Origin of the sequence: Caproiciproducens sp. NJN-50 (assembly GCF_004103755.1) — a bacterium.
Classification (GTDB): domain Bacteria; phylum Bacillota; class Clostridia; order Oscillospirales; family Acutalibacteraceae; genus Caproicibacter.
In genome coordinates, this window is record NZ_CP035283.1 from 238,678 (window position 1) to 261,830 (window position 23,153).

23 protein-coding genes are annotated in these 23,153 nt (G+C 54.8%); 7 read left to right on the plus strand and 16 right to left on the minus strand.

Annotated features, from left to right (window positions below; genetic code table 11):
- Positions 1-29: 29 nt before the first annotated feature.
- Positions 30-830 carry an IclR family transcriptional regulator gene (locus EQM14_RS01130; protein ID WP_128741225.1) on the minus strand — a complete coding sequence of 267 codons (801 nt, stop codon included), beginning with the start codon at positions 828-830 and terminating at the stop codon, positions 30-32.
- On the minus strand, positions 830-1,786 hold the full coding sequence (locus tag EQM14_RS01135; protein ID WP_128741226.1) for a 2-hydroxyacid dehydrogenase: 957 nt from the start codon (positions 1,784-1,786) through the stop codon (positions 830-832). The genes EQM14_RS01130 and EQM14_RS01135 overlap by 1 nt, the downstream gene beginning before the upstream one ends.
- Positions 1,787-1,994: 208 nt before the next feature.
- Here EQM14_RS01135 and EQM14_RS16195 point away from each other — a divergent pair, with 208 nt between their 5' ends.
- The gene (locus EQM14_RS16195) at positions 1,995-2,171 is read left to right on the plus strand and encodes a hypothetical protein (RefSeq protein ID WP_164918907.1); all 177 of its coding nucleotides are present in this window, start codon (positions 1,995-1,997) and stop codon (positions 2,169-2,171) included.
- Positions 2,172-2,284: 113 nt separating this feature from the next.
- Here the strand turns inward: EQM14_RS16195 and dapB are convergent, their stop codons facing one another.
- The 9 genes from dapB to EQM14_RS01180 form a co-directional block, all read right to left on the minus strand.
- Positions 2,285-3,112 carry a 4-hydroxy-tetrahydrodipicolinate reductase gene (dapB, locus tag EQM14_RS01140; RefSeq protein WP_164918908.1) on the minus strand — a complete coding sequence of 276 codons (828 nt, stop codon included), beginning with the start codon at positions 3,110-3,112 and terminating at the stop codon, positions 2,285-2,287.
- A 299-nt stretch (positions 3,113-3,411) separates the two neighbouring features.
- Positions 3,412-4,095 carry a hypothetical protein gene (locus tag EQM14_RS01145; protein ID WP_128741228.1) on the minus strand — a complete coding sequence of 228 codons (684 nt, stop codon included), beginning with the start codon at positions 4,093-4,095 and terminating at the stop codon, positions 3,412-3,414.
- Between the two features lie 17 nt (positions 4,096-4,112).
- Positions 4,113-4,550: a hypothetical protein gene (locus EQM14_RS01150; RefSeq protein WP_128741229.1), complete on the minus strand. Its 438-nt coding sequence runs from the start codon at positions 4,548-4,550 to the stop codon at positions 4,113-4,115.
- Positions 4,551-4,628: 78 nt separating this feature from the next.
- Positions 4,629-5,273, minus strand: coding sequence for a hypothetical protein (locus EQM14_RS01155; protein ID WP_128741230.1), 645 nt, complete (start codon positions 5,271-5,273; stop codon positions 4,629-4,631).
- 321 nt (positions 5,274-5,594) lie between these two features.
- A complete protein-coding gene (locus EQM14_RS01160) occupies positions 5,595-6,032 on the minus strand; it encodes a hypothetical protein (RefSeq protein WP_128741231.1) in 438 nt (145 codons plus the stop codon).
- A gap of 100 nt (positions 6,033-6,132) precedes the next feature.
- Positions 6,133-6,849 (minus strand): DUF4367 domain-containing protein, encoded by a 717-nt coding sequence (locus EQM14_RS01165; protein ID WP_128741232.1) that lies wholly within the window; start codon positions 6,847-6,849, stop codon positions 6,133-6,135.
- Positions 6,842-7,378, minus strand: coding sequence for an RNA polymerase sigma factor (locus EQM14_RS01170; RefSeq protein ID WP_243112577.1), 537 nt, complete (start codon positions 7,376-7,378; stop codon positions 6,842-6,844). Before EQM14_RS01170 ends, EQM14_RS01165 begins: the two co-directional genes overlap by 8 nt.
- A gap of 147 nt (positions 7,379-7,525) precedes the next feature.
- Positions 7,526-8,155: a TrkA C-terminal domain-containing protein gene (locus EQM14_RS01175; RefSeq protein WP_128741234.1), complete on the minus strand. Its 630-nt coding sequence runs from the start codon at positions 8,153-8,155 to the stop codon at positions 7,526-7,528.
- 147 nt (positions 8,156-8,302) lie between these two features.
- Positions 8,303-8,602: a DUF3892 domain-containing protein gene (locus tag EQM14_RS01180; RefSeq protein WP_128741235.1), complete on the minus strand. Its 300-nt coding sequence runs from the start codon at positions 8,600-8,602 to the stop codon at positions 8,303-8,305.
- Positions 8,603-8,831: 229 nt separating this feature from the next.
- Here EQM14_RS01180 and EQM14_RS01185 point away from each other — a divergent pair, with 229 nt between their 5' ends.
- Complete coding sequence (locus tag EQM14_RS01185; RefSeq protein ID WP_128741236.1) at positions 8,832-9,341, plus strand: flavin reductase family protein; 510 nt, start codon at positions 8,832-8,834, stop codon at positions 9,339-9,341.
- Between the two features lie 2 nt (positions 9,342-9,343).
- Positions 9,344-10,765: a hypothetical protein gene (locus EQM14_RS01190; protein WP_128741237.1), complete on the plus strand. Its 1,422-nt coding sequence runs from the start codon at positions 9,344-9,346 to the stop codon at positions 10,763-10,765.
- A 52-nt stretch (positions 10,766-10,817) separates the two neighbouring features.
- On the opposite strand, the gene EQM14_RS01195 is transcribed toward EQM14_RS01190, so the two are convergent.
- Positions 10,818-11,987: a leucine-rich repeat domain-containing protein gene (locus EQM14_RS01195; RefSeq protein WP_128741238.1), complete on the minus strand. Its 1,170-nt coding sequence runs from the start codon at positions 11,985-11,987 to the stop codon at positions 10,818-10,820.
- 819 nt (positions 11,988-12,806) lie between these two features.
- Here EQM14_RS01195 and EQM14_RS01200 point away from each other — a divergent pair.
- The 4 genes from EQM14_RS01200 (at position 12,807) to EQM14_RS01215 (ending at position 17,732) form a co-directional block, all read left to right on the plus strand.
- On the plus strand, positions 12,807-13,694 hold the full coding sequence (locus EQM14_RS01200) for a GGDEF domain-containing protein (RefSeq protein WP_128741239.1): 888 nt from the start codon (positions 12,807-12,809) through the stop codon (positions 13,692-13,694).
- A 340-nt stretch (positions 13,695-14,034) separates the two neighbouring features.
- Complete coding sequence (locus EQM14_RS01205; RefSeq protein ID WP_128741240.1) at positions 14,035-15,492, plus strand: carbon starvation CstA family protein; 1,458 nt, start codon at positions 14,035-14,037, stop codon at positions 15,490-15,492.
- A gap of 208 nt (positions 15,493-15,700) precedes the next feature.
- Positions 15,701-16,237, plus strand: a complete 537-nt coding sequence (locus tag EQM14_RS01210; RefSeq protein ID WP_128741241.1) for an RNA polymerase sigma factor — start codon at positions 15,701-15,703, stop codon at positions 16,235-16,237.
- Entirely contained in the window at positions 16,179-17,732 is a 1,554-nt protein-coding gene (locus tag EQM14_RS01215; RefSeq protein ID WP_128741242.1) for a DUF4179 domain-containing protein, read from the plus strand. Before EQM14_RS01210 ends, EQM14_RS01215 begins: the two co-directional genes overlap by 59 nt.
- A 77-nt stretch (positions 17,733-17,809) precedes the next feature.
- Here EQM14_RS01215 and EQM14_RS01220 read toward each other — a convergent pair whose 3' ends face one another.
- From EQM14_RS01220 to EQM14_RS01235, 4 genes are all read right to left on the minus strand, one after another.
- Positions 17,810-19,891, minus strand: a complete 2,082-nt coding sequence (locus EQM14_RS01220) for a methyl-accepting chemotaxis protein (protein WP_128741243.1) — start codon at positions 19,889-19,891, stop codon at positions 17,810-17,812.
- Between the two features lie 337 nt (positions 19,892-20,228).
- Positions 20,229-21,473 carry a GTPase HflX gene (gene hflX / locus EQM14_RS01225; protein WP_128741244.1) on the minus strand — a complete coding sequence of 415 codons (1,245 nt, stop codon included), beginning with the start codon at positions 21,471-21,473 and terminating at the stop codon, positions 20,229-20,231.
- Between the two features lie 146 nt (positions 21,474-21,619).
- A complete protein-coding gene (locus EQM14_RS01230) occupies positions 21,620-22,093 on the minus strand; it encodes a hypothetical protein (RefSeq protein WP_128741245.1) in 474 nt (157 codons plus the stop codon).
- A 4-nt stretch (positions 22,094-22,097) separates the two neighbouring features.
- Entirely contained in the window at positions 22,098-23,129 is a 1,032-nt protein-coding gene (locus EQM14_RS01235; protein WP_128741246.1) for a baseplate J/gp47 family protein, read from the minus strand.
- Between the last annotated feature and the right edge of the window lie 24 nt (positions 23,130-23,153).

Genomic DNA, 23,153 nt, shown 5'->3' on the forward strand with positions numbered 1-23,153 from the left:
CCGCGCCCCCTGTTGAAAATAATCGCGCCCTATTTTGCTTCCGAATATCCGAGAATGCCGGAAATCTCGTCGGCGGCCGCCTTGATGGCCGGCGCGTAATGCCGCACGAATTCGTCGCTGATGTGGAACACGGTGCCCGTCACGCTCAGCCCCGCCGCGATCTTCCCGGTGAAATCGCGCACGGGGAACGCGACGCACCGCGCCCCGATCTCGCATTCCTCGTTGTCGAACGTATAGCCCCTGCTGCGGGCCTGTCCCAGCGCGTCCAGGACGGCCTTAGGTTCCGTCAGCGTGTTTTTTGTGAAGCGCGTGAGCGTCTGTTCCCGAAAAAAGCGGTCGAGCTCTTCCGGCGAGCGGTTGAGCAGCAGCAGCTTGCCGACCCCGGTGCAGTGCAGCGGCGAACTGCTCCCGATCCTCTGGAGCGAGCGGACCAGATGGTCCGGCCCGTCCACCACCTCGACGTAAACCGCGCGGTTTTCCTGCTCGACGGCAAGACATACGGATTCCCCGCACCGCCGCGCCAGAGTTTCCATTACCGGCCTGGCGATCCGGTTGAGGGGACTCGCGTCGCGGATCTGCCCGGCCAGGCGGCACAGCCGGAAAGTGAGAAAATATTTCTGGCTCTCCGGGTCCTGCCGGACATAGCCCAGCTTCATCAGCGTGCGCAAAAAGCGGATCGCCGTGCTGGGAGGACAGCCGGTCAGTTCCGCCAGCCGCCTCAGCTGCACAGGCTCGCGGCAGGACGCCATCGTCTCCAGAATGAGGAAGACCTTTTCCACGGACTGGTTTTTTCCCGATGAGCCGTTGCGCTCAGAGAGTTCCTTTTTCATCAGATTTTGCAGAGATTTTCCGGTCTGCCGGCGAGGAAGGCCGTCACGTTGCCGAATTCGATCTTCGCTCGGCGCAGCATCGATTCCTCCGAGGCGAACGCGACGTGGGGCGTGAGAAGGACGTTCTTCGCGTGCAGCAGCGGGTAATCCTCCGGGATCGGCGGCTCCATGTCGAAGACGTCGATGCCCGCGCCCGCGATTTTTCCGCTGTTCAGCGCTTCGGCCAGCGCCTCGTTGTCCACGATCGCGCCGCGCGCGCAGTTGAGAAAGACGGCCCCCGGCCTCATTTGGCTGAACTGCTCTTTTCCGAAGGATTTTCTGGTTTCGGCGTTCAGCGGAAGATGAAGCGATACGATATCGCTGTTCCGCAGCAGTTCGCCGAGCCCGACAAACCGGATGCCGGCGGCTTTCGCCTCCTCCGACTCGTGGCGCGCACAGCCGAGCAGCTTTGCGCCGAACGCCCCGAACAACTGGGCCGTGCGGATCCCGATGCGTCCGGTGCCGACGATGCCTACCGTGCGTCCGCAGATTTCACGCCCGGTCAGCCCGGCCGAGGTTTTGCCGGTTCTGGCCGCCTGGTCCGCCGGGAGGATGTGGCGCAGGACGCCGACCGCCAGGCCGACCGCCAGTTCCGCAACGGTCTCGTTCGAGTATCCGGCGCAGTTGCAGACGGCGACGCCCTTCTTTTTGCAGGCCGCGAGGCCCACATGGTCGATTCCCGTGAAGGCTACGGCAAGCATCTTCAGCCTTTCGGCGGATTCCACCACTTCGTCGGGATACGGGTTGTTCGCGATCATCACGATGTCGGAGTCTTTGGACCGCTCCGCCAGCTCTTTTTTGTCGGTCGTCTTTTTGTCGTAGCAGACGAATTCATGTCCGGCCTTCGTCAGCTCCGAGGACAGCCCGCGGATTACGCTCTCCGGCACGCCAAGGGGTTCCAGCAAACTGATTTTCATGGTAGTCTCTTCCTTTTCATCCTTATTCGCCTTTGCAGTCAGACGTTTTAAGACCCCGCCGGTCTGATTGGATTCTGTTCCGCATACTGAAATTACATTCTGATATCTGCAATCATTGTAGCATGGCAGATTGATCCTGTCAATTTCCTTTCAGATCCGCGGTGCATATTTTCAAAAATCCTTCATAGAATACCAACGGGTGATGAAAATGGATTACTCTGGATACCATGAATTTCCTTTTCCCTCGAAACTGAGTGAAAACGAAGAGAAGCTGAAGACGTACTTTATGTCCCTGCCGGATGCGGAACAGCTGCGGCTGTTAAACGGGAGCCATTCCTATGAAGATTTTCGCGGCCGCGTCCAGAAAAGCATGCCCGCCGTATAAACGGTCCCCGGCCGCTTTTTGTTTTCTTCGTCCGAATCGGAACAGTCTTCGGCAAAAACCGCCGCCCCGGCCGTGCCGGGGAATTTTTTTTATCTTTTTTCCGGCAGCCGGCCCTATACCAGCGCGAAACGCCGGGGCGGATTTTCGGCGCTTCTGTTCAGGTAATCCGCCAGGATTCCGTCGAGGTTCATGGCGTCTTTCATTTCGTAAATCCCGGTTTTGTCCTGAATGAATTCCGCCGCATACAGCGCTCCCTCCGCGAACGCATCCCGCGAAAAACTCTGGTGCGAAATCTCGACCATGTCGTTCTTGCCGACCAGCATGACTTTGTGGCAGCCGACGATCCCGCCGGCACGCACGGAAGCGATGGGGACTTCGAGTTTTTCGCCGGGGGGCGAGGTTTCGCGAAGGCGGTCCGCAAGCTTTGCGGCGGTCCCCGATGGGATATCCGCCTTGCGGTTGTGGTGCATCTCAATGATTTCGACGTCGTAGCCGTTCAGGATCCGCGATGCAAGCTCGGTCAGGAACATCAGCGTGCTGACGCCGCGCGTGATGTTCGGTGCGTAGATCAGTCCGGCGCCGTACCGGTCCGCGAGCGCATAAAGCTCCGCTTCCTCCGCCTTGGAAAATCCCGTGGTCCCCATCACGACGCGGACGTTCAGGGAAAAGAATGCTTCCGCGTTCGCCAGCGCGGCGGACGGCGTGGAGAAATCAAGAACAAGATCCGGCCGGGTATTAAAAACGCAGGATTCGATCCGGTCGGAGGGGTAAACCTGAATGCCGGCGCTGCGGCAGCCGACGACTTCTCCGAGGTCCCGCCCGGCTTTGACGCTTCCGGGACTGCAGATCGCGGAGACGGGCTTTGCCTGATCTCCGGCAAGCAGATATCTGGCGATTTGGCTGCCGGCCCGCCCCAGCCCGGAGATACATACCTTCATCATTCCAAACGCTCCTTTCAAATTCAACAATTCCATTAAAAGTTGCAGGTTGTCTGAAAAAATCCAACAGTTCTCTCTTTTTGAAGCGATCGGGAAGAGAAGCCTGTTATTAACATGAATTACAAAAATTTACAAACAACTTTTTTATGAATGGTAAGTTGTCAATTGATATTATACGGGGATTGGTTTGAATTGTCAAATGAAAAAATTTCCATGATTTTGAAAAAACATTAAGATAGTCAAAATACATAGAAGCGGAGCGGGTAAATTTACCGCGCTCCGCCAGGATTGAACTCAAAAAATTACTCCGGAGTACCGGTCATCGTAATCCGTTTGTTTTTCGCAAAAGTGAGATCGTCAAATGTAAGATATGTTCCAATAACGTCATAATTTGATGAAAATGTTACGCTGTATTTATCTGACGACACAGACGATTCCGTCGAAATATTATCTGTCCTGACGTTTAACTCGGTAAGGTTTTCAAAGTCCATCGTATCATAATCAAACGACAAGGTTGGATCAGAGCATCCTGTAATTTTACCGGTAGTGAAATTATAGGTAAATGATGCGCTTAATGTTACAAAGCATTTTATTTTTATTTTGTCATCGTATACGGAAGACTTTGCAGACGCAATATAACTGTCTTCTTTTGAAATATGTCTGGTTGTAAATGCGTTAGGAACCCCCAAATTTGCTGCTTTGGTAATTGTGGTTTTAGAGAAACAGGATACGTTTTTTAAGGTATAAGATTCAATAGAATTATAATCTGAGGATTGATAGCTTTTGATGTTGTCGAGATAAAATGCATTACTGATGTCATCGCCGTTTTTATTGATAACAGCGTAAGAATTAGTTTCAGCAAAATAATCATTCATTAAAGATCCAAAGTTCTTTGTAGTTGACTTTGGTATTGCCGCAAAGACGGAAGTTCGTACAACTATTAAAGTGAAAAGACAAAAAATTGTAGATATCAATATTTTTTTCATTATAAATCCTCCAAATTCTAAATTGGTCGAATCTTTCTCCATATAATTTGAGAACCTTCCAGGAGGAAAAGCCAAATTACCGTGAAAGCAAGGCGAGCAGCGTAATCCAATAGAACAACAGACAGGTAGGGTTGAAAGGCAAAATGGATTAGCATGGAAAATATCAATGGACAGAATGTTCCGAGGGCGGCGTAGTGAAAGGCAATGAATTCGTGGACAATCAGCCAGCCGATATAACAGAGGAAAAGGAAGAAGAGTACCCGCCATCCCACTTCGCCGATTTGGTTGAGCCTTCCAAGCAAATGCATTTTTTGATAAATGCTTTTTGGCATGGATTTGTCGGCATATGGTTGCCCCATCGCAATAGACCACGTGCGGACCCACTGTGTCATGAATTCAACCAAAGCAAGTAAAATGGCGGCGACTGAAAACACAACGATTTGTTTCTTTTTCATTTGTTCTTCCCCCTTCAATTCAAGATAGTTATTCAGGAGTTCCTTCCAACTCGTCATAAACATGGCCGTAATCGTAAATTACCCCGTATGAAGTTCCTTTGACATCGAAACTACCTGTAAAGGTAACTGTGTATTTATCTGAAGATAAATGAGCTCCAGTAGACGTATTCTCGGTATACACACTCCATAACCGGTATTTTGAAAATCAACATGGAGCTTTGGGCTTGAGTATTCGGAGATTTTTCCGGTATTAGCATTGTAAACATAAGTACCAGTAATTGTATCCCAAACTTCAACAAATCGGTCACCTATATCAGCTGTTAGGGGGTGATAAAAGATATCAGAAATCGTTTTCTTCACAAATGATGAATTTGGTGAGGCACTACTATCGAATTTTTTAATTTCAGTATGCTTGCAAACAGAACTTACTTTATCACAAACAAATATTTCTATTGCTTTGAAATCTGATGAATGATAGTAATTTAAATTATTCTTATAGAAACTTTCGTTGATATCATTTCCTGTTCTATCCAAAACGCTAAAAGAGCTGTGATTCTTGAAATAATCTGTAAAAAAATCAATAAACCTTGTCGAAGGATTTGGGATTTTTATATTATCTATGGAAATTCTATTTTTTTCCGCAGCAAATGCCGGGGCGCAGGCCGTTATGGACAACGCGAAAACCAGAAGCAAACTGATTGATTTCTTCCAAGTCCTTAGCATTTTTCTACCTCCTAAGTTTTTAAGTAAATAGGTGTACAAAAAGGTGGTTGCTAGGGGAATAGTGTCATCTTTTTTTATGACCCATCGGTGTCATCCTCTTTCATATATGCACATTGAAATCGGTATGTATGGGATATGTAAATTTCCCCTTCTGCTTACATACCGTTTAAGAAGCCTGATTTGTTACACTTTTTTAAAAATTTTTATAAAATAATTTTTATAACCAAAATGGCACCGGCGGTTTTTAAGCCGCCGGTGCATGAGTGTATGTAAGAGAAATGAACGACTCTTATAATCAGATAAAAGATGGAAGGATAAAGATTATCCGCAATAGTCGCTGTCGGATTCAGTGATGTATTCCACGGTCCCGTTCCGGTACACCTGTGCGTTGATTTCGAAAATATAAGTGTATCCGCTGGAGACGTAATATGATTTATCAAAGTAGAAATTTGCTCCGCTTGCGCTCAGGCCCGTCCAGGCTTTGACCGTCGTCGTCCCGTTGCTGTTGACCCGTTTCAGCAGCGCGGTGGCGGTGATCTTGGATGTGCCGTCCTTTCCATGAATCGTAGATGTGCACTCAGCACGGTCGCCGTAGAAATTGACATTTGCAGTCGCAATATCTGTGTTCGTCCACATAATATGGATTCCCGAATCCGTTGTAGATGTGGTTGCTTTTGTTTTTTCCGAAGCGAATGCCGGAACTCCCGCCGAGAATACCATGGAAACAGCCAGAATCAGCGCGAAGATTTTCTTTTTCATAATGATTCTCCTTTTCTTTTATTTTTGGCTTCCTATAGTATTACCGTTTGAGACCCCCGATTTGTTACACTTTTTTCTAAAAAATTTTTAAAAATTTTTCCTATTCCATGCTTTCCGCTATTTTGACCAGTTCTTCAGGAGCAATTTTGGAACTTAATAAAAAACTTCTGGAATCATAGCTCCAGATCAAATAGGATTTATCATCAGGGGAATTGGCGATAAACAAAGATGCATTTTCGCCTTGAATTTTAATTTCTTTCCGTGTGGTATGTTCCGTATCGATCCCGGTATTTCCCCCTTCCGGCATTGGATATTGCCGCAAAAGGATGGTGTCGCCCTGAGTGTTTTGGTAGGTGACTTCGGTTTCAGAGCCGGTTTCCACCGTCCCCGCTTCAAAAAAGCCCTCCGGCAAATATTTGGGCTTTACGGCGGCAACGCCGGAAGACGGCTCGGAAGAGGAGTTTCCACCCTCCTGATAATGGATGTCGATATGGTCGGATTTCCAGTCCATGAAAGCGTTGAAAATGGCGTTCCGCGTGGCTTCGACGCTCAGAAGGCTCCCGAGGGCGACCGGGATGATGACGGCGAGAAGGACGGCGACCCGCTTTGCCGTTTTCCCGGCACGCCGGGCGATGGAACGGCGATAACTTTGATGGATTGCCTTTTCGATTTTGCTTTTGGCGGCGGGGGAAAGCTCGCAGCCGTCCGTCAAATCCTTTTCCGAAGGCAGGTCCCGCAGTTCCCTTTCAAAATCCTCGTTGACTGCCGCTTTCAGCATGGCTTCGAAAATCTGACGATTCAGTTCTGATCTATTCATGGCGGTTCCCACCTTCCTTCAGCGCGCGCAGCAGGGCCGTCTTTGCCCTGTGGACCCGGACCCTGACATTCTCCTTTGAGATGTTCAGAAGCCGGGCGATTTCGTCGTCGGAATATTCATAAACATATTTCAGCTTTAAAATATGACTCGATTTTTCGTTCAGCCCGGAAAGAGCCTCCACCAGCGTTTTGTAATTTTCCGCCGACAGCAGGGATTCATAAGGAAAATCTTCGGAGCCCGAGGGCAAATCGAATTCTTCCAGGTCGACCGGCCTCTGGCGCGCATCGGCCCGGAGCATGTCATAGCAGATGTCTTTCACTAATATACCGATGAGACCCCTCGTTTTGTTACAGTCTTCGAAAGAAAATTTCTGAAGTTTGTCAATAATCCTGAGAAAAGCCTGCGAAACGGCGTCCTCGGCTTTGCTCTGATCTTTCAAAATTCCGATGGCTATGTACATCATTGTTTTGTAATTTTGCCGATATAGCCGCTCCACCGCATCGCGGTCCGTTTCATTCTGGATTGTCATGCATAACAACATGGCTTTCTCTGCCTTTCTTCGGCATTATTATACCATCTTCGCGAAATATTTTTAAAAATTCTGATAAAAATCCCCGCGTCACGGAAATGCGGGACGCGGGGGAAAAACCGTATTGAACAAAAAAAAGAACGCTTCTCAGGAAATGCCGTTGACGAAAGCGTTGAACCGTTCGATCACGTTTTCATCGCCGACGATCAGCACCCGGTCCGACTCGCAGAATTCGTAATAGGGACCCGGCGAAAGGATGATGTCCTTCTGCTGCACCACGCCGATGATCGTCGCGCCGGTATTATGCCAGATCTCCAATTCCCCGATGCTTTTCCCGATGAGCGGGGATTGGCGGGGAAGGGGGATTTCCACCGGCGTGATCAGATCGGACCGCTTGTAGCGGTACATGTCGATGATCTGTTTGGTCAGGGTCAGAATTTCCTCGTCCATGCTGTTGCGCTTTTCCATCAGCTGGGCGAGCTTCAGGCGCAGATCGGCGACGCGCTCGTCATCCTTGAAGCTTTTGACGAACTTGATCGCGTTTTCCTTGGATAAGATCACGATTCCGCTGCCCAGCAGAATTTTCAGCACGCTTTTATCGGATAGGATGGACGTGGACCGCCGGATTGTTTCGGGCGAAACGTTATATTCCGTCGCCAGTGTGGACCGCCCCTTCAGGCGGGAGCCTTCCGGAATTTCACCCGACGCGATCCGGGCCGCCAGGTCCATTGCAATTTTCAAATATCTCGGTATGGTGTAGCTTTCCCAACCCGCCATGTTTCTCAGTCCTCCGTTTGGGTCCGGTTGATCCGCGATCCGGCTGTGCAACTGGAACCAAGACCGATTATAGCATGATTCCGCCCGGCGGGCAAATGATTTTTCATATTGCCGGAAAAACAGTCCGTTCTTGAATGGGCGGGGCCTTTATTGAGAGACGGTCGGCAGGCTTCCAAGGTTGTTGTCCTCCGAGCCGTCCGGAAGGGAACGCAGGTATTCGGTGCCTTTTTTCACGGCGACCGCGACGCCGCGGATCTGGTTCTCCCTGGTCATCCGCACGCCTTCCTCCCGGGTGATCTTTCGCCCGTCGGAAAGCTGGTACCCGGTGATTTTGCCGGAAGACTTGACCAACCCCGTAATGGAGAGCGCGTCCGCCTTCGGGTCCGGCGTGAATTCATTGATGGATTTCGGCAGCGGCCCGCCGCCTTCCATGTGGTCCTGTGCCATATGCAAACCTCCTTTTTTGGTACTGCTATTTTGTGCGGAAGCGGTGCGGTTTATTCCCGGCGGCGGAATTGCGTGCGGGCCGTTTCGGAGGGCATCTTGAAATTGCGGAGGAAAACCTTTACAATTGGGATATAATATCTATATAAAGAAAAGCAGCATCGCTGCGGTCCTGTCCGCTTTGAAAAGCCGTTCAAAGCGGCGCGTTCAGAATGAGAAGGAGGTATTTTCAATGTCCGATTTTCAGGAAATCCCGGTTTCACAGCTTTCGTTCAACCCGTTCACCATGATCGACAAGGAATGGATGCTGGTTTCCGCCGGCAGCGAGGAAAAGTGCAACACCATGACCGCCAGCTGGGGCGGGCTCGGCATCCTGTGGAACAAGCCGGTTTCCACCATTTATATCCGCCCGACCCGCTATACGCTGGAGTTTTTGGACCGGGAGCCCCGCTATTCGCTCTGCGTGCTCGACGAATCCCACCGCGCGGCGCTCAACTACTGCGGCAGCCACTCCGGGCGCGACGGCGACAAGATCAAGGCGGCGGGACTGACCCCGCTGTTCCAGGAAGCAGCCCCGTATTTCGCCGAGGCAAAGCTGGTCTTTCTCTGCCGCAAGCTCTATCAGCAGAATATGGACCCCGCTTGTTTCCTCGATCCGGCGATCGACAAGGCCAATTATCCGAAAAAAGACTACCACAGAATGTTCATCGGCGAAATTGAAAAAGTCCTGAAAAGGGTGTGACCTTGTCCGCCCTGAAAAAAGGTTTCCCGCTGAAACGGCTCTGGACGGCGCTGCTTTGCGCCGCGCTGGCGGTCCTTTCCCCGGCGGAGGCTTCCGCAAACTCCGGGCCCGTCCGGATGCAGGCTTCCCCGTCCTTTGCCGTTACCCCGCTTTCGGATTGCCCTGTGGCCGTGACGGGGGAAGACCTTTCTTTCGATTTTTCCTCACAGGAGAGAAGCGATTACAGCCCGCTGGCAAAAGCCTCCGCCCGCTATGAGATGAAGAATCCGTCTTCCGGCGCGCTGAACGTGCAGATGGCGTTCCCGATGATCGCAAGCCTTTCCGATCTGTCCCGGATGCAGGGAATCGGGATCCGGTCGGACGGCAAAGACCTGCCGTTCCGATTTTCCATCGGAGAGGAGCAGTCGGTCGATTCGCGCCCCCGCGCGTACTTTTCGGACGACGGGACGCTGGATTCGGCGGTTCTGCCCTCTTTCGGGGAGATTTTAAAAAGCGCGTCCAAGCCTTCCGGGACTCCGGAAGCGTTAAAGGGTCAGGGAACGCTGTACCGCTTTTCCTGCGCCGGTCTCGTCCGCCTGAAAGTCGGCCTGAAGGAGATGGGACAGAACGCCGCGGTCCTGACGACAGGCGTGAACGGTTATTCCCGGACGGATTCCGGCATCCTGCTGGACGGCATGTGCGAACCGGGGGCCGGCATGTCCGTTCTCGCGGTGGGGGATGTTTCCAGGCCGGACGTGAAAACCTACACGGAAAACGGGGAAAAGGAACTCGACGCCGAGGTGCGGACCACGGCGACAGAGCAGGACGCGGCCTCTTTCCTGCGGGAAAAGCTGAAAAACACCGAAGCCTATCGGGCGTATCCGACGGAGGAATTCCTATCCGAGCTGACCGCCGCGGCGCTGCGGGCCGCGGGAGACATCGCAAAGCAGGGAATCGCGTTCGGGGACGGGGAGCTGTACGACTTTCTGGCGAAGCAGCGGATTCTTCTGCTGACCTATGAGGTCCCGTTCCCCGCCGGAGGCGCGCGGCAGGTCTCTGTCCAATATCCGGTGAGCGGCGAAATGAACGCGGAAAAGACCGCTTCTCCGGTTTATTCCTACGGATACCTGCTTGATCCGGCGAAGAACTGGGCCAGATTCCAAAACCTGTCCGTCCGGGTCGTTCCGCCGAAGGAAGCGCCTTACGTGGTGAGGAGCAGCCTCCCCATGACCCGCTCGCAGGACGGCTCCTACACGGCAAAGTTCAATTCCCTGCCGGACGGCGACCTGACTTTTTCGCTTTATCCATCGGAAAAGCTCACGCCGAAGAACGGAGGATACCACACGGGACGCCATGTTCTTTTCCGGGCTTTCACGCTCGCGGCCGTGTGCCTTCTGTCATTCCTCTATTTCCGCTTCTTCCGCAGGCGAAAGAGAAAAACATAGAAAACCGGACGGCGTTTTCGCCGTCCGGTTTTCTGCGGTCCCGCTCCGATTTTTACGCCGCCTTTTGCTGCCGCACCTGTTCGGCCAGCCATTTTGCGCCGTCGATGACGGTATCGCCGTCCGAACCCGTTCTCTTTGCCGAAAGGAACGCCTCCGGCATTTTGGCTTTGAATTCGCTCTCCGTCAGGCGGTTGCCGCTGAAATCCACCCGATACGTTCCGTCGTCCTTCTCCGGGGAAAGATTGGTCCAGCCCCAGCTTTTGAAATCCGGCAGGGAGGAGAGCCGGTTGCCGGAAGCGTCCAGGCAGACCAGCCCCTTCCCGTTCGTCCCGTCTCCCTTGATTCCCTTGATAAAGTTCAGATCCGTCAGATCGTTGTCCGACAGATACAGCTGCGTGAGGAACGTTCCCGAAAGGCTTTGAACGCTTTCGATCCGGTTGTGGGAAAGGTCGAGGTAGAACACGCCGGTGTCGCAGCTTCCGATCTTTGCGATCCGGTTGTAGGAAAGATCGAGGACCTCGAACATGGTCCCGTTCAGCAGCGCGTCGACGTTCTCGACTTTGTTGTGGCTCAGGTTCAGATTTTTGATTCCCGCGTCTTTCAGCAGGCCGAGCGGCGAGACATCCGTGATCTCATTCCCCGAAAGGTCGAGCTGGTCGATCTGGATGCCCATTTTGCTCGAAAGCAGGATCGGGGCGGTCAGGGAGTACAGGTTATTCACCTTGTTTCCGTTCAGATACGCGCAGACCGGGTCCTCGCCGGTTTTTACCTTCAGGGCGCGCTTCACCAGCGGGGAAAGATCGGTGATCCGGTTGTTTTCCAGATGGATTTCGACGGCGTTCAGCCGGTCGATCCCCTGGACCGACCCGATCCCCTTTTTCTCCCAATGCGCGATGTAGGGCACGGACTGTGCCTCTTTGACCTGCAGCTTTCCATCCCCGTTTTCGTCCACGGGTGTCTTTCCATTTTCTTGGGGCGTTTTCAGAACCGCCTGGTAAAAGGCCTTGTCGGGGATTCCGTTCGCGTCGTTCGAGATGACCGAATCGGGGGATCCGGAGGAGGATGCCCCTCCGCTCTGCTGGCCGGAGGAAACAGGGACGGACGAGGACGATTCCTGCGCCGATGCGCTCGTGGAAATGGGCTGCTTGCCGCAGCCTGACGCCAAAACAAGAAAAAGAGCCGAAAAAACCATGGAAAAGCTGACGCGGACGATTGCTTTCATGGCGTGCGCCTCCTTGCAAAATCAGAAAAAGGCAGCGGTCCGGGCGCTCCGAAGCACCCGCCCGATGCCGGTTCGCCGGCCGGAACGCGGCTTGCTGCACCGATCTTTTAGATTACAACTGTTATCGCTTTTATCTGAAAACTTCCTCTCACATATACTTCGCACGTCCCGACCGGCGGGGGCGGCGTGATGCCGCACCCAACGGCCCGCCGTTCGGCGAACAGCAGAACAGTCGGCTGAGACGGGCGGGACGGAGGGAAGACACTCCCGTTTTTGGGAGATTCCTAGACCGTCCTGCGCCAAACTGAGCCTCCGGTTTTCGCCGTTCCGTATGGCAGGTCGAAGATGCGGCGGCACGCTGCCGCCCGCAAGGTTCAAAAAAGCGCCGGTACGGAATTGTGTCCCAATCCATACCCGGCGCCGACGTGCGAAGCAGGCTTTTCTCTCCCCTGTACAAAGATGAAAAAAGGAAGTATAATAACCTTGCATCGCGCGGTATTACCGCTGCGTATGGAGGGTGGCTCTCCGTATGCAGGGGACAGGGTGTTCCCGCACCCTGTTCCTGCTTTGCACTTTTTATTTTGCCTTGCAGGTACATTATACCTCCGTTTCCAAAATATTGCAAGGAGGCAAAGCCTCTTTCGCGGCTCCGCCGGGCACGGTTTGAGAAATTTTTGATTTTTTGAGCGTATCGCTGTCCCGCGGGGGAGGCGGACGGATAACAGGGCGGGCTCCGCCGGGCGGAACGGTGCGGGGAATCTCCCAAAGGCGCGCCGAAAATTTGGCTGACAGGCCGCTGTTCCAAGGAGGAATCAATGGATGACCGAAAAAATGACTCTGAATAAATTACGGGAAAATTTGGACTTTTTTAACAAAATGTATGACGCGGTGCGCCTCGTGGACCCGATTCGGAAGCGGGTAATGGAATGCCGCGGCAACAGCACGGGAGAAACCTGCGAGGTGTGTTACGACTATTGGGGAAACGGACGCATCTGCGAAAACTGCGTCTCGGTAAGGGCTCACCGCGAGCAGAAGAGCTTTATGAAGTTGGAGCACAGTCCCGGCGCGGTCATGCTACTGACCGCCCTGCCGGTTGAATCCGCCGAGCCGCCCGTGGTACTGGAGCTTTTGAAGAACGCGACGGACACCATGCTGATCGGTTCGGGCGAGTACAACAAGGGAGAGAAATTCTTCGACGCGGTCCGGGACATCAACAATATGGCGATCCGGGATGAACTGACATCCCTGTACAACCGCAGGTTTCTGGATGACCGCCTGCCGGTCGACATTGTAAGCGCCGTGGCGGAACAAAAGCCGCTGTCAGTGATTTTCGCTGACATTGATAACATGAAAACCGTGAACGATACGTATGGCCACGCGGCGGGAGACAAGCTGCTGCGGCGTGCGGCGGACACCATTCGGACCTGCATCCGGACCGGCGCGGATTGGGCGGCCCGCTACGGCGGAGACGAATTCGTGATCTGCCTGAAAAACACCGGCGGTGACGGCGCCCGCCGCATTTCAGAACGGATCTATCGTGATTTGGAAAAAACCATGATGTCTATAGGGGACTGTGATATTACGGTTATGGTTTCGCTGGGCGTTGTAACCATGCCGGCTTCCGGCCTGACCGCGAAAGAGCTTGTAGAGATGGCGGACAGGGAGATGTATCGGACAAAAGAGCAACATAAAAAGTCATCGTCCTGATCCGGGCGACGGCCGAATTGCCTGTTGCGGCGGAACGGTGCGGGAATCTCCCGGAGAACGGAAAAAACAGAGGAATATGCAGATGCAGAAAAATCGCCCGGCGCCGCCGAGGGCGATTTTTTATATAGTTATACATAATTAGAATTATTTATCTGAATTATTTTGTGAAAATTGATTCTTGATTGTCATTATAATAGGTGTATGATAATTCTTAGTTGATATTCGAATATCAAACAAAAAGCAGAGGGGACGTTAAAGAAGGTATTTGCTTAAAAAAGAATAAGCCATATGTGCCATTCATCTCCGATTCAAAATAACGAATTCAAGGGAGAGTAGTCTCATGATCACTTTTTTCGTATCTCTCATATTGCTGATCGTCGGATATTTTACATACAGCAAAGTAGTCGATAAGGTGTTTCAGCCTTATCAATCCCCGACCCCATGTGTTGCGCATCCCGACGGGGTGGACTTTGTGCCGATCAGCACGCCGAAGGCGTTTCTGGTCGAACTGCTCAATATCGCCGGCCTGGGGCCGATATTCGGCGCCCTTCTGGGCGCGCTTTGGGGACCCGTCGTCTATTTTTGGATTGTGCTCGGCACCATTTTCGCCGGCGGCGTGCACGATTTTGCGAGCGGAACGCTTTCCATGCGGCAGGACGGCGCTTCCATTTCCGAGGTTACCGGCAGGAACCTTGGCAAGGTGATGCTGCAGATCATGCGTGTCTTTTCCGTCATTCTGCTTGTCCTGATCGGCGCCACCTTCACCACGGGGCCCGCCGGTCTCTTTGCGCAGCTTACCCCGGCTTCCCTGACGAAGAACTTCTGGGTCGTGATTCTGCTGATCTATTATTTCCTGGCGACGCTTTTCCCGATCGATAAGATCATCGGTAAGCTGTACCCGATTTTCGGGGCGCTGCTTATTTTGATGTGCCTTGGCGTCATGGGCGGCATCCTGTTTACGGGGAATTATACCGTGCAGGAGATATCGATTGCCAACCAGCACCCCGCGAAGACGCCGATCTGGTCCATGATGTTTATCACGGTGGCGTGCGGCGCCTGTTCCGGCTTCCATTCCACGCAGGCCCCTCTCATCGCGCGCTGCGTGGATGACGAGCGCAAGAACCGCAAGATTTTCTACGGCGCGATGGTGGCCGAGGGCGTCATCGCCCTGATCTGGGCGACGGTCGGAATTGCCTATTACGGCGGGACGCAGGGCCTTTACGACGCGGGCAACGCGATTCACAACAATCAGTCCGCGATGGTTTACAATATCGGCAAAGGGCTGCTCGGCCCGGTCGGCGCAGTGCTTACCGTTCTTGGGGTCGGCGTGTGCCCGGTCACTTCGGCGGATACCGCGTTCCGCAGCGCGAGGCTGACGATCGCCGACTGGTTCCATATCGACCAGAAAAAGGTTTCCTACCGCCTTGCGATTTCGATTCCCCTGTTTGCGGTGGGAGCGCTGCTGACGCAGCTGGACTTCAGCGTCGTCTGGCGCTATTTTTCATATTCCAACCAGACCCTGGCCATGATTGTCCTCTGGTCCGCCGCCGCCTATCTCTGCAAATGGAAAAAGAATTCCATGGCTTCGCTCGTCGCGGCCGTGCCTGCGACCTTTATGTCGGCGGTGACCTGCACTTATTTCTTCATGGCGCCCGAATGTTTGCACCTTTCCACCGCGATCGCCTATCCGGTCGGAATCATCTTTGCCGTAGTCTGCGCGGGCATTTATGTCGTCAAAGGCGTGATTCCGAACTGGAACGGAAAGGAGACGCCTGCCGGCAGCGCCGAGGCCACCTGACAAAATTTATTTTCTTAACAGCTTGGGCCTGCTGAAAGACGAGCGGAGCGTGCCCTCACGGGACACGGGATTCGCCTCCGTCTTTCGGCAGGTTCCTTCTGCTTTCGGAGGGATTCCGACGGGGACATGCTCCGACTCGTATTTTTTTATTTTTTCGGTCAAGATCTGTGGACCTCGGTGGTATTACAGGTGAAAGGAGGGTGAGGGAATGGCGTTTTTGATGGAGCCGGAAATGGCGCTGGAGCGGTATGGAAGCATGGTGTACCGGCTCGCGCTTGCGCGGACGAGAAATTCGGCGGATGCGGAGGATGTCTTTCAGGAGGTCTTTCTGCGGCTGGTCCGTTCCGAGCCCCGGTTCGAGAATGAAGAACATCTGAAAGCCTGGCTGATTCACACGGCGGTCAACTGCGGCCGCAGCCTGTGGAAATCCATCGCGCGGCGCCGGGAGGAACCCCTTCCGCCGGATGGGGAGCTTCCGGCGCGGGAGGCGGAGGAAAACGCCGGGGTCTATTACAGCGTCATGCGCCTGCCGCCCAGGTACCGCACCGTGATTCATCTGTTTTATTACGAGGACATGCCGATCGAAGAAATCGGCCGCGCGCTGCGCATCAGCTATTCGGCGGCGGCAAAGCGGCTGAGCCGGGCCAGAGAGCTTTTGAAGCGCGACCTGATGAAAGGAGAAGAATATGAGGAGTTTTCGGAGCGAATACAAGACGGAGGCCAATCTCCGGCCCATTCCAAATGATCTGTTCAGCCGGACGGGAAAAGCGATGCGCCAGGCTCCGCGCCGCGGGAAAATCCGCTGGGGCATTCTGATCCCGGCCTGCGCGCTGGTCGCGTTCGGCTCCGTCACCGCCGTCGCTTACGGCATCCGGCAGTTCGCAAAGTTTCCGGAACCGATCTATCAAAAGAAAATCACTTCGTCTGTCCCGGCGGAGGTGGAGAACGCGGTGGGGAAAAGCATTCAAATGACGGCACAGGCGGACGGCCTCACGATCACCGTGAACCGGACGGCCTGCGACAACCAGAGGATGTATATCGCCTTCACGGTAAAAAGCACGGATTCGACGCCGCTTCAAGAGTCCACCGCGACCCGCAGGTCGCGGCTGCAGGAATTTGCCGAAGCGAGCGTTGGCGCCGGAGAAAAACAGTATAACTGCTTTACCTTCCGCACGGATGACGCCTCCGTTCCGGACACCGCGCAGTTTGAAGCGATTGCGGAAGGGGATTTTTCAGGACAAAACGGCAAGCAGGTGACTCTGTCGCTCAAGGATTTTACCGATGAGGTGAATTCCTGCGAAGACGCCGGGTTCCTGTTCAAGAATCTCGGCGAGCTGTACCGGAAAATGTCGCCGGAGCAGCCGGAGCATTTTCTCAAGACGGGACTGTTCGACGTTTACGCGGACAAATCACTGGTTGCGCCCAGCTGGACCATTCCGGCGGGGAAGCAGCATGTCGGATTTTCCAGCCTTTACCCCGGATCCTATCTTGACAACATCGGGTTCCACGAAACCGGGGAGTACGGCTGCCAGCAGAATCTGCTCTATCTCAGCATCACGCCCGGAAACAGCACGGAAGCATCCGGGCTGAAAGAGCTCTGCTTCCAGAACACGGAGACGGGAAACCCGGTCAATTTCGAGGATGAAATTATCACCGGGAACGGCGTGGAGCATGTGGGCTTTGACAGCGAGGAAGCCTATCAGAACGCGGTAAAAAAGGATAAGGACCAGAAACTTGCCCTGAACAGAGGGAGAATCGTCCTCGCGCTGAATCCGAGGCTGGACGACAACCGTCTGACCGGCGACTGCACGGTGAACGACCTGGACCATTACAGGATCGCCCGAAATTTCAAATCGAAAAGGCTGACGCGTTTTCCCGGCAAATGGGAAATTCCGTTCACACTTTCCTTTGCCGACACGTCGCGGACCTTCCATCCGGCTCAAAGCGGCACGACCCCGAACGGGCTGCATCTCACGGTCCAAAGCATCACGATTTCCGACCTGTCGATCTCTTTCTCCGGAACCTGCGCGGAGGGAGGGCAAAAAGCACTTTTTCCGAACACGCCCATCAAACTCTTCCTGAAAGACGGCTCGACCGTGACGGAGAGTGAAAATAAAATCGGCGGAAGCGTGGATCCCGACGGAGATTTTGAATTTTCCGGCAGCCTCGAAACGCTGGTCGACGCGAAGCAGATCGAGTCGGTCGAACTGTTCGGAGTCCGCGTGCCGCTCACAAAATAACAGCAAAGCCGTACAGAAAGCAAAACGAACTCCCGGAATTTTGTTCCGGAAGTTCGTTTTTTCATTTGGGCCGGCCTCTATGATTCAATTTTGAATTTGCCGACCAGCGATTTCAGTTCCCCGGCCTGGCCGCTCAGCTCCTCGCTGGAGGCCGCCGCCTCCTCCGCGGTCGCGGAAGTGGTCTGCACCGCGGAGGAAATCTGGTCCAGTCCCTGCCGGATCTGCCGGATGGAGCCGGTCTGCTGCGCGGTGATTTCCGCGACTCCCGCCATCAGCTCCGAGGTCCTGTGTACGCTGTCGCCCGCTTTGGAAAAGGCTTTCCCCGTTTCCTCCGCGACGGACGCGCCGTTGTTCACGCTGCGCAGGGAGGCTTCGATCAGAGCCGAAGTGCTCTTTGCCGCCTCGGAACTTTTCGCGGCAAGGCTGCGGACTTCATCCGCCACAACGGAGAATCCCTTTCCGGCCTCCCCGGCGCGCGCCGCTTCCACCGCCGCGTTCAGGGCGAGAATGTTGGTCTGGAAGGCGATGTCGTCGATGGTTTTCAGAATCTGGCCGATCTGCCCGGAAGAATTCCTGATCTCCTCCATCGCCTTCGTCAGTTCCGCCATCCGTTCGTTTCCGGTCCTCATTTGTTCGGAAGCGGCATCCGAAAGCAGCTTTGCTTCTTCCGCGCTGCCTGCGCTGCGCTCCACGCGCTCCTCCACTTCCGTGACGGAGGCGGAAAGCTCCTCCACGGAAGCAGCCTGCCCGGCGGCCCCCTGCGAAAGGGACTGGGAGCCGCCCGCCAGCTGCGCCGAACCCGCCGCGACTTCGTCGGCCGCTTCCGCAATGCCGGCGAAGGTATCCGAAAGCGTGCCGCGGATGTGCAGCAGAGACTGCCTGATTTTGGAAAATTCACCCTCGTAATCGCATTTCAGGTCGTAAATCAGATTTCCTTCGGCGATCCGGTCCAGCACGGAGGAAATTTCGTCGATATAACGGATGTACTCCCGGAGCCTGCCGACAATGTTGGAAATGGCGGAACCGACCTGTCCGACTTCGTCGGAAGCGTGAAGCTCCACGGAGACGTCCAGGTCTCCGTCGGCAATTTTCTGCGCCGCGCTTTGCAGCTTTTTCAGCGGCCTGACGATGGTGAGCGAAAGGAAAACCAGCAGGATGAGAAGCAGGAGAAGCGAAATCCCATATACGGCGGCCATGGTTGTCTGAACGGAGGAAACCGAGCTGTTGTACTCGTTTTCCGGCAGCCCCGTCGTAACCGCCCAGCCGGTTTTTCCGACCGCCGCGACATACCCGTAATTTTTGCCGCCCAAAGCGTCGTATTGGACGATTTCCGAAGTCCCGCCCAAGATGGCGGAGATCAGATTAGCGGGAAGCCCGGTTTTCGATATGCTTTTGTTATTCCAGTCCTGATTAGGCGAGCTGACAACCGTTCCGTTTTTGGAGGTCAGAATCAGAAATCCGTTCCGGCCCAGCTTGTATCCGCTCACAAGGTCGTTGAGCCTGTCCAGGGTGACGTCAAGTCCCGCAGCGCCGATGACCTTGTCGGTATCTTTCTGATAAACCGGGCATACGACGCTGACAATCTGCCGGTTTGTCGCCGCGTTCTGGTAAGGCTCAGTCAGGACTTCCCCTTTTTCGCTGGTCATTTCCCGGTACCACGATGCCTGTTCCAGATCAAACCCGGATGAGACCACCTGCCCGGTGGATTCCATCATCTGGTTCGAGTCGGCGTCGGCCACCCACGCCGCCACGATGTTATCCTGGTCCGTGTCCTGAATGTTCTGCAGCGTCTGCAGAACCGCCATGTATTCTTCGCTCTGCATGACGGAGGTCCCCTCCACCGTGTCGAGAAACAGAGACTTTACCTGCGTGCTTGCCGCAAGGCTTTCCGCCGATTTCATGTAGCCGGTGAAAAATTCGCTGATTTCACTGGAAACCGACTTTGACTGCGCGGAAAGCTGGACGCCGATGATCTGTGCAACGGATTGCCGCACGCTGTTCAGCACGAGCAAAGCGGCGGCGCAGAAAAAGCACAGTACGGGAATTCCGATCCAGGCCAGCATTTTAACCGTCAGACTTTTTCCGCCCCCAAAGTGGAATCTTCTCTTTTGCTTCAATTTTGAGTTCCGCTTTTTTTCCCTCTTCCATTTTCCCTTCATGGCTGGTTCTACTCCTTTTAGACTGAAATCAAGTTCTGCTCTTTCTTGAATTCTGTTACGGCAATTTTAAATGGATAATTATTTATCGGTTGAAGGGGAGAAAAATTTGATAATTTATCCAAAATAAGTGCTTTATTATAAGCCGGACACGCTTAAAAGGTGGGGGGCCTGCGGAAAAAAACACTCCCGCGAAGGGGAAAAAGGACCGATTTTCGTCGATATAAAATGGAATTCTGCTTGGCTTCAAAGCTGTTCTATGCAGGATGCTGAATTTTAAGAAAAACAAAAAAATCAGAAAAACCTCCGCGAGAAATCGCGGAGGTCACATTGAAATTCTTTATTCAATTAAAAACCGGCTCAAGACCCCGGAAAGCCCGGGCGGAATGCTCGCGGTCAGCATAAAGCCGTTTTCGGTGTATTCCTCGCTTTCCACGTTGCCGCTCTTTCGGATTTCGGCTTCCAGGCCGGATTCGGTGAAGGGAAGCAGCAGCCGGACCCTTAAAGACGGTTTCGGGAGCTTCTCCTCCATTGTGGCGAGGAGCTGATCCAACCCCTCGCCCGTCCGTGCGCTGACGCGCACCGCCTGACCGATCATCGGGATATCTCCGATGTCCGGGATCAGGTCGCATTTGTTCAGGACCGGGATGATGGGGCGATCCCCGCAGCCGAGTTCCGCGAGAAGCTTTCTTGTCACTTCCAGGTGGGCGGGAGCCTCCGGACTGGAGGCATCGCAGACGTTCAGGATGATGTCCGCTTCCACAGCCTGCTCCAGCGTGGAGCGAAACGCCTGCACCAGGTGATGGGGCAGGCGGCGGACAAAGCCGACGGTGTCGATCAGCATCACCGTTTCGCCGCCCGGCAGCCGTAAGGTGCGTGCCGTGGGGTCGAGCGTGCAGAACAGCATGTCTTCCGCCGGTACCCCCGCGCCGGTCAGCGCGTTCATCAGCGTCGATTTTCCCGCGTTTGTGTAGCCGACCAGCGCCGCGGTGACAAAGCCATCCTTTTTTCTTCGCCGGCTGATCTGTCTGCGGTGCAGTTCCACGTCGTGAATCTGCCGCGTCAGGGAATCGATCCGGCGGCGGATGTGCCGGCGGTCGGTTTCCAGCTGGCTTTCTCCGGGGCCCCGCGTTCCGATTCCGCCTCCCAGGCGGGAAAGCTCACTGCCGTGCCCCCCGAGGCGCGGCAGCAGATATTTCAACTGGGCGAGTTCCACCTGAAGCTTGCCTTCCCGGCTTTTTGCCCGCGCCGCGAAGATGTCCAGAATCAGCATGGTCCGGTCGATCACGCGCACTCCGCTCAGCCGCTCGGTGTTGCGGATCTGGGTGGGGGACAGCTCGCGGTCAAAGATGATAAGGTTCAGTTCGTATTTTTGTACAAAATCGGCGATCTGGCTCATCATTCCGCTTCCCACGCAGGTGGCGGCGTCCGGCGACGGCCTTTTCTGCGTCATCGCGCCGAATGGCTGCGCGCCCGCGCTGCGGGTCAATTCGTACAGCTCCGCCAGAGAGGACTGCGCGTCGTATTCCCCCGTGTCCACTTCAACCAAAAGGGCGCGTTCCTGTTTCTCCTTGTTTTCGTGCATTTTCGATCAGCCGCTCCTTTTCTGCGGTTTCTTCGTCCGTTTCCCTTGTCTTTTCTTCTGTGTCTTTATCAAAATACCGCAGTTTTGGGGAAATTGCAACCAATTTCTGTCGAAGCGGACGCTTCCCCGGGAATACGGTTATTGTTTCACGAAACGCCGGTGAAATCCGATTCGGCCGTCAAATGCGCGGGAAAAAATATTTCCAGCTTTTTTTGTGCCTCCGCTTCCCCGCAGGCTGGCAAAGAGAGAAAATGCGCGATGATTTTTGAATCCGCCGGGTCTTCCTCCAGACGGACCGAAAGGCCGAACGCGGAAAGCGCGGCTTCCAGACCTTCCTTCGTGCAGGTTCCGGGGAACACCGCGCAAAGCTTGAGCAGCGCCCCGCGCCGCGCCTCCGCGTCTCCGGAGGGCGGCAGCGCGAACGCGCGCTCCTTTTCCCGAAGTCCGTAATCGGAGGCCGTCGCGGCGTAGCTTTCGGCCTGCAGACTCAGAAGCTCCGCACACAGCGGGTTCAGCCCTTCGGCGTAGGCAGCGAGTTCAAAATCCACCGTCGTCGTCCCGTCCAGCCGGTAAAGCCCGGTTGGGGCGAGCTGGTTTTTCATCGATTCCAGAGTATCCAAAAAGCTATCCCCCCTGCGTCACGGTCACCGTTATGGTCCCGCAGACGGCCATCTGATTCTGTGAAACGGATGCCGTACCCACGCTGAGCGTGCAGTTGCGGATCATGCCGGTGGAAAACAGCGCGGCGTTCAGCGCGGCGGGGACGACCGGCTCCGAAACGCCGAGGCCGTCAAAATAATTTCGGACCGCCGTTTCGCACGCCGCGCTTACTTCGGAGGAGTCCAGCCCGGCTGCCGCGGTCACCGAGGCCGTCACATTGACCGGAAGCATTTGCGCCGCCGCCACGGTCACCTGCGTGCAGATTTCCCTCGCGGCGTTCAGGTCCCCCGAAATTTTGGCGACGACGGCGTCCGACGGGGCGCATCCCCTGCCGCCCAGATACAGCGCGACCGTCCCGGCGCCGTTTGCGCGCGGCACGACGCTGGCGGAATCGACCCCGTCGCAGGAGAGCGCGTAATCCCGGTAGTACGCCGCGTTCGCTCCGTTGGAAGCGGAGGCGCTGCTTTGCAGCAGGCGGGACCGCAGCGCGCTGTCACTCTCCTCATCCTCTCCGCCCGCAAAGGCGGAGGCATTGTTCACGGCCTGGATGCCGGTGGGGATCGTGACGGCGACCGTAATGCTTCCGGCCTCGGCGTTTCCCGCGCTGCCGCCTTCCTCCGCCTGGGCGGGCACGTCCACGCTCAGCGTGTTCGCTTTCAGGACGGCGGCCCCGGTCGTCACATACCGCACCGGGTTTGCCCCTGCTGTGGAGCAGACTGTTCCGGCCGCGACCGGCACGTCGAACCAGATCGCCGAGTCGCGGGAAAAGGTCAGGATGCCGTGCGCCTGCACCGGGTTTTTGCGCGAAAGCCCGCGCTCCTGCGCGCGGTATTCCAGCTCCTGCCCGTTCGCGGTCTGCGCGAAGGACTGGCGCTTGAGCCAATCGACCGCGGTCCCGATCGAGTAGATCTCTCCCGCCAATAACCGGATTCGGATTCCGATATCCGACGCGTCGTCGGGAGAGTACCCGGCGAGGTCCGTGAATTTTTTCTTCATGCGGGACAGAATCGCATCGTAGCT

What these genes read in the sequence shown, in the direction of transcription:
- EQM14_RS01180 (WP_128741235.1), bottom strand. Translation starts at nt 8,602, where the DNA reads ATGGCACAGGACCACATGGAAGGCGGCGGGCCGCTGCCGAAATCCATC.
- EQM14_RS01175 (WP_128741234.1), bottom strand. Translation starts at nt 8,155, where the DNA reads ATGGCGGGTTGGGAAAGCTACACCATACCGAGATATTTGAAAATTGCA.
- EQM14_RS01145 (WP_128741228.1), bottom strand. Translation starts at nt 4,095, where the DNA reads ATGAAAAAAATATTGATATCTACAATTTTTTGTCTTTTCACTTTAATA.
- EQM14_RS01200 (WP_128741239.1), top strand. Translation starts at nt 12,807, where the DNA reads ATGACCGAAAAAATGACTCTGAATAAATTACGGGAAAATTTGGACTTT.
- EQM14_RS01160 (WP_128741231.1), bottom strand. Translation starts at nt 6,032, where the DNA reads ATGAAAAAGAAAATCTTCGCGCTGATTCTGGCTGTTTCCATGGTATTC.
- EQM14_RS01150 (WP_128741229.1), bottom strand. Translation starts at nt 4,550, where the DNA reads ATGAAAAAGAAACAAATCGTTGTGTTTTCAGTCGCCGCCATTTTACTT.
- EQM14_RS01220 (WP_128741243.1), bottom strand. Translation starts at nt 19,891, where the DNA reads ATGAAGGGAAAATGGAAGAGGGAAAAAAAGCGGAACTCAAAATTGAAG.
- EQM14_RS01210 (WP_128741241.1), top strand. Translation starts at nt 15,701, where the DNA reads ATGGCGTTTTTGATGGAGCCGGAAATGGCGCTGGAGCGGTATGGAAGC.
- EQM14_RS01185 (WP_128741236.1), top strand. Translation starts at nt 8,832, where the DNA reads ATGTCCGATTTTCAGGAAATCCCGGTTTCACAGCTTTCGTTCAACCCG.
- EQM14_RS01155 (WP_128741230.1), bottom strand. Translation starts at nt 5,273, where the DNA reads ATGCTAAGGACTTGGAAGAAATCAATCAGTTTGCTTCTGGTTTTCGCG.
- EQM14_RS01215 (WP_128741242.1), top strand. Translation starts at nt 16,179, where the DNA reads ATGAGGAGTTTTCGGAGCGAATACAAGACGGAGGCCAATCTCCGGCCC.
- EQM14_RS01130 (WP_128741225.1), bottom strand. Translation starts at nt 830, where the DNA reads ATGAAAAAGGAACTCTCTGAGCGCAACGGCTCATCGGGAAAAAACCAG.
- EQM14_RS01205 (WP_128741240.1), top strand. Translation starts at nt 14,035, where the DNA reads ATGATCACTTTTTTCGTATCTCTCATATTGCTGATCGTCGGATATTTT.
- EQM14_RS01165 (WP_128741232.1), bottom strand. Translation starts at nt 6,849, where the DNA reads ATGAATAGATCAGAACTGAATCGTCAGATTTTCGAAGCCATGCTGAAA.
- EQM14_RS01195 (WP_128741238.1), bottom strand. Translation starts at nt 11,987, where the DNA reads ATGAAAGCAATCGTCCGCGTCAGCTTTTCCATGGTTTTTTCGGCTCTT.
- dapB (WP_164918908.1), bottom strand. Translation starts at nt 3,112, where the DNA reads ATGATGAAGGTATGTATCTCCGGGCTGGGGCGGGCCGGCAGCCAAATC.
- hflX (WP_128741244.1), bottom strand. Translation starts at nt 21,473, where the DNA reads ATGCACGAAAACAAGGAGAAACAGGAACGCGCCCTTTTGGTTGAAGTG.
- EQM14_RS01235 (WP_128741246.1), bottom strand. Translation starts at nt 23,129, where the DNA reads ATGAAGAAAAAATTCACGGACCTCGCCGGGTACTCTCCCGACGACGCG.
- EQM14_RS01170 (WP_243112577.1), bottom strand. Translation starts at nt 7,378, where the DNA reads ATGACAATCCAGAATGAAACGGACCGCGATGCGGTGGAGCGGCTATAT.
- EQM14_RS01135 (WP_128741226.1), bottom strand. Translation starts at nt 1,786, where the DNA reads ATGAAAATCAGTTTGCTGGAACCCCTTGGCGTGCCGGAGAGCGTAATC.
- EQM14_RS16195 (WP_164918907.1), top strand. Translation starts at nt 1,995, where the DNA reads ATGGATTACTCTGGATACCATGAATTTCCTTTTCCCTCGAAACTGAGT.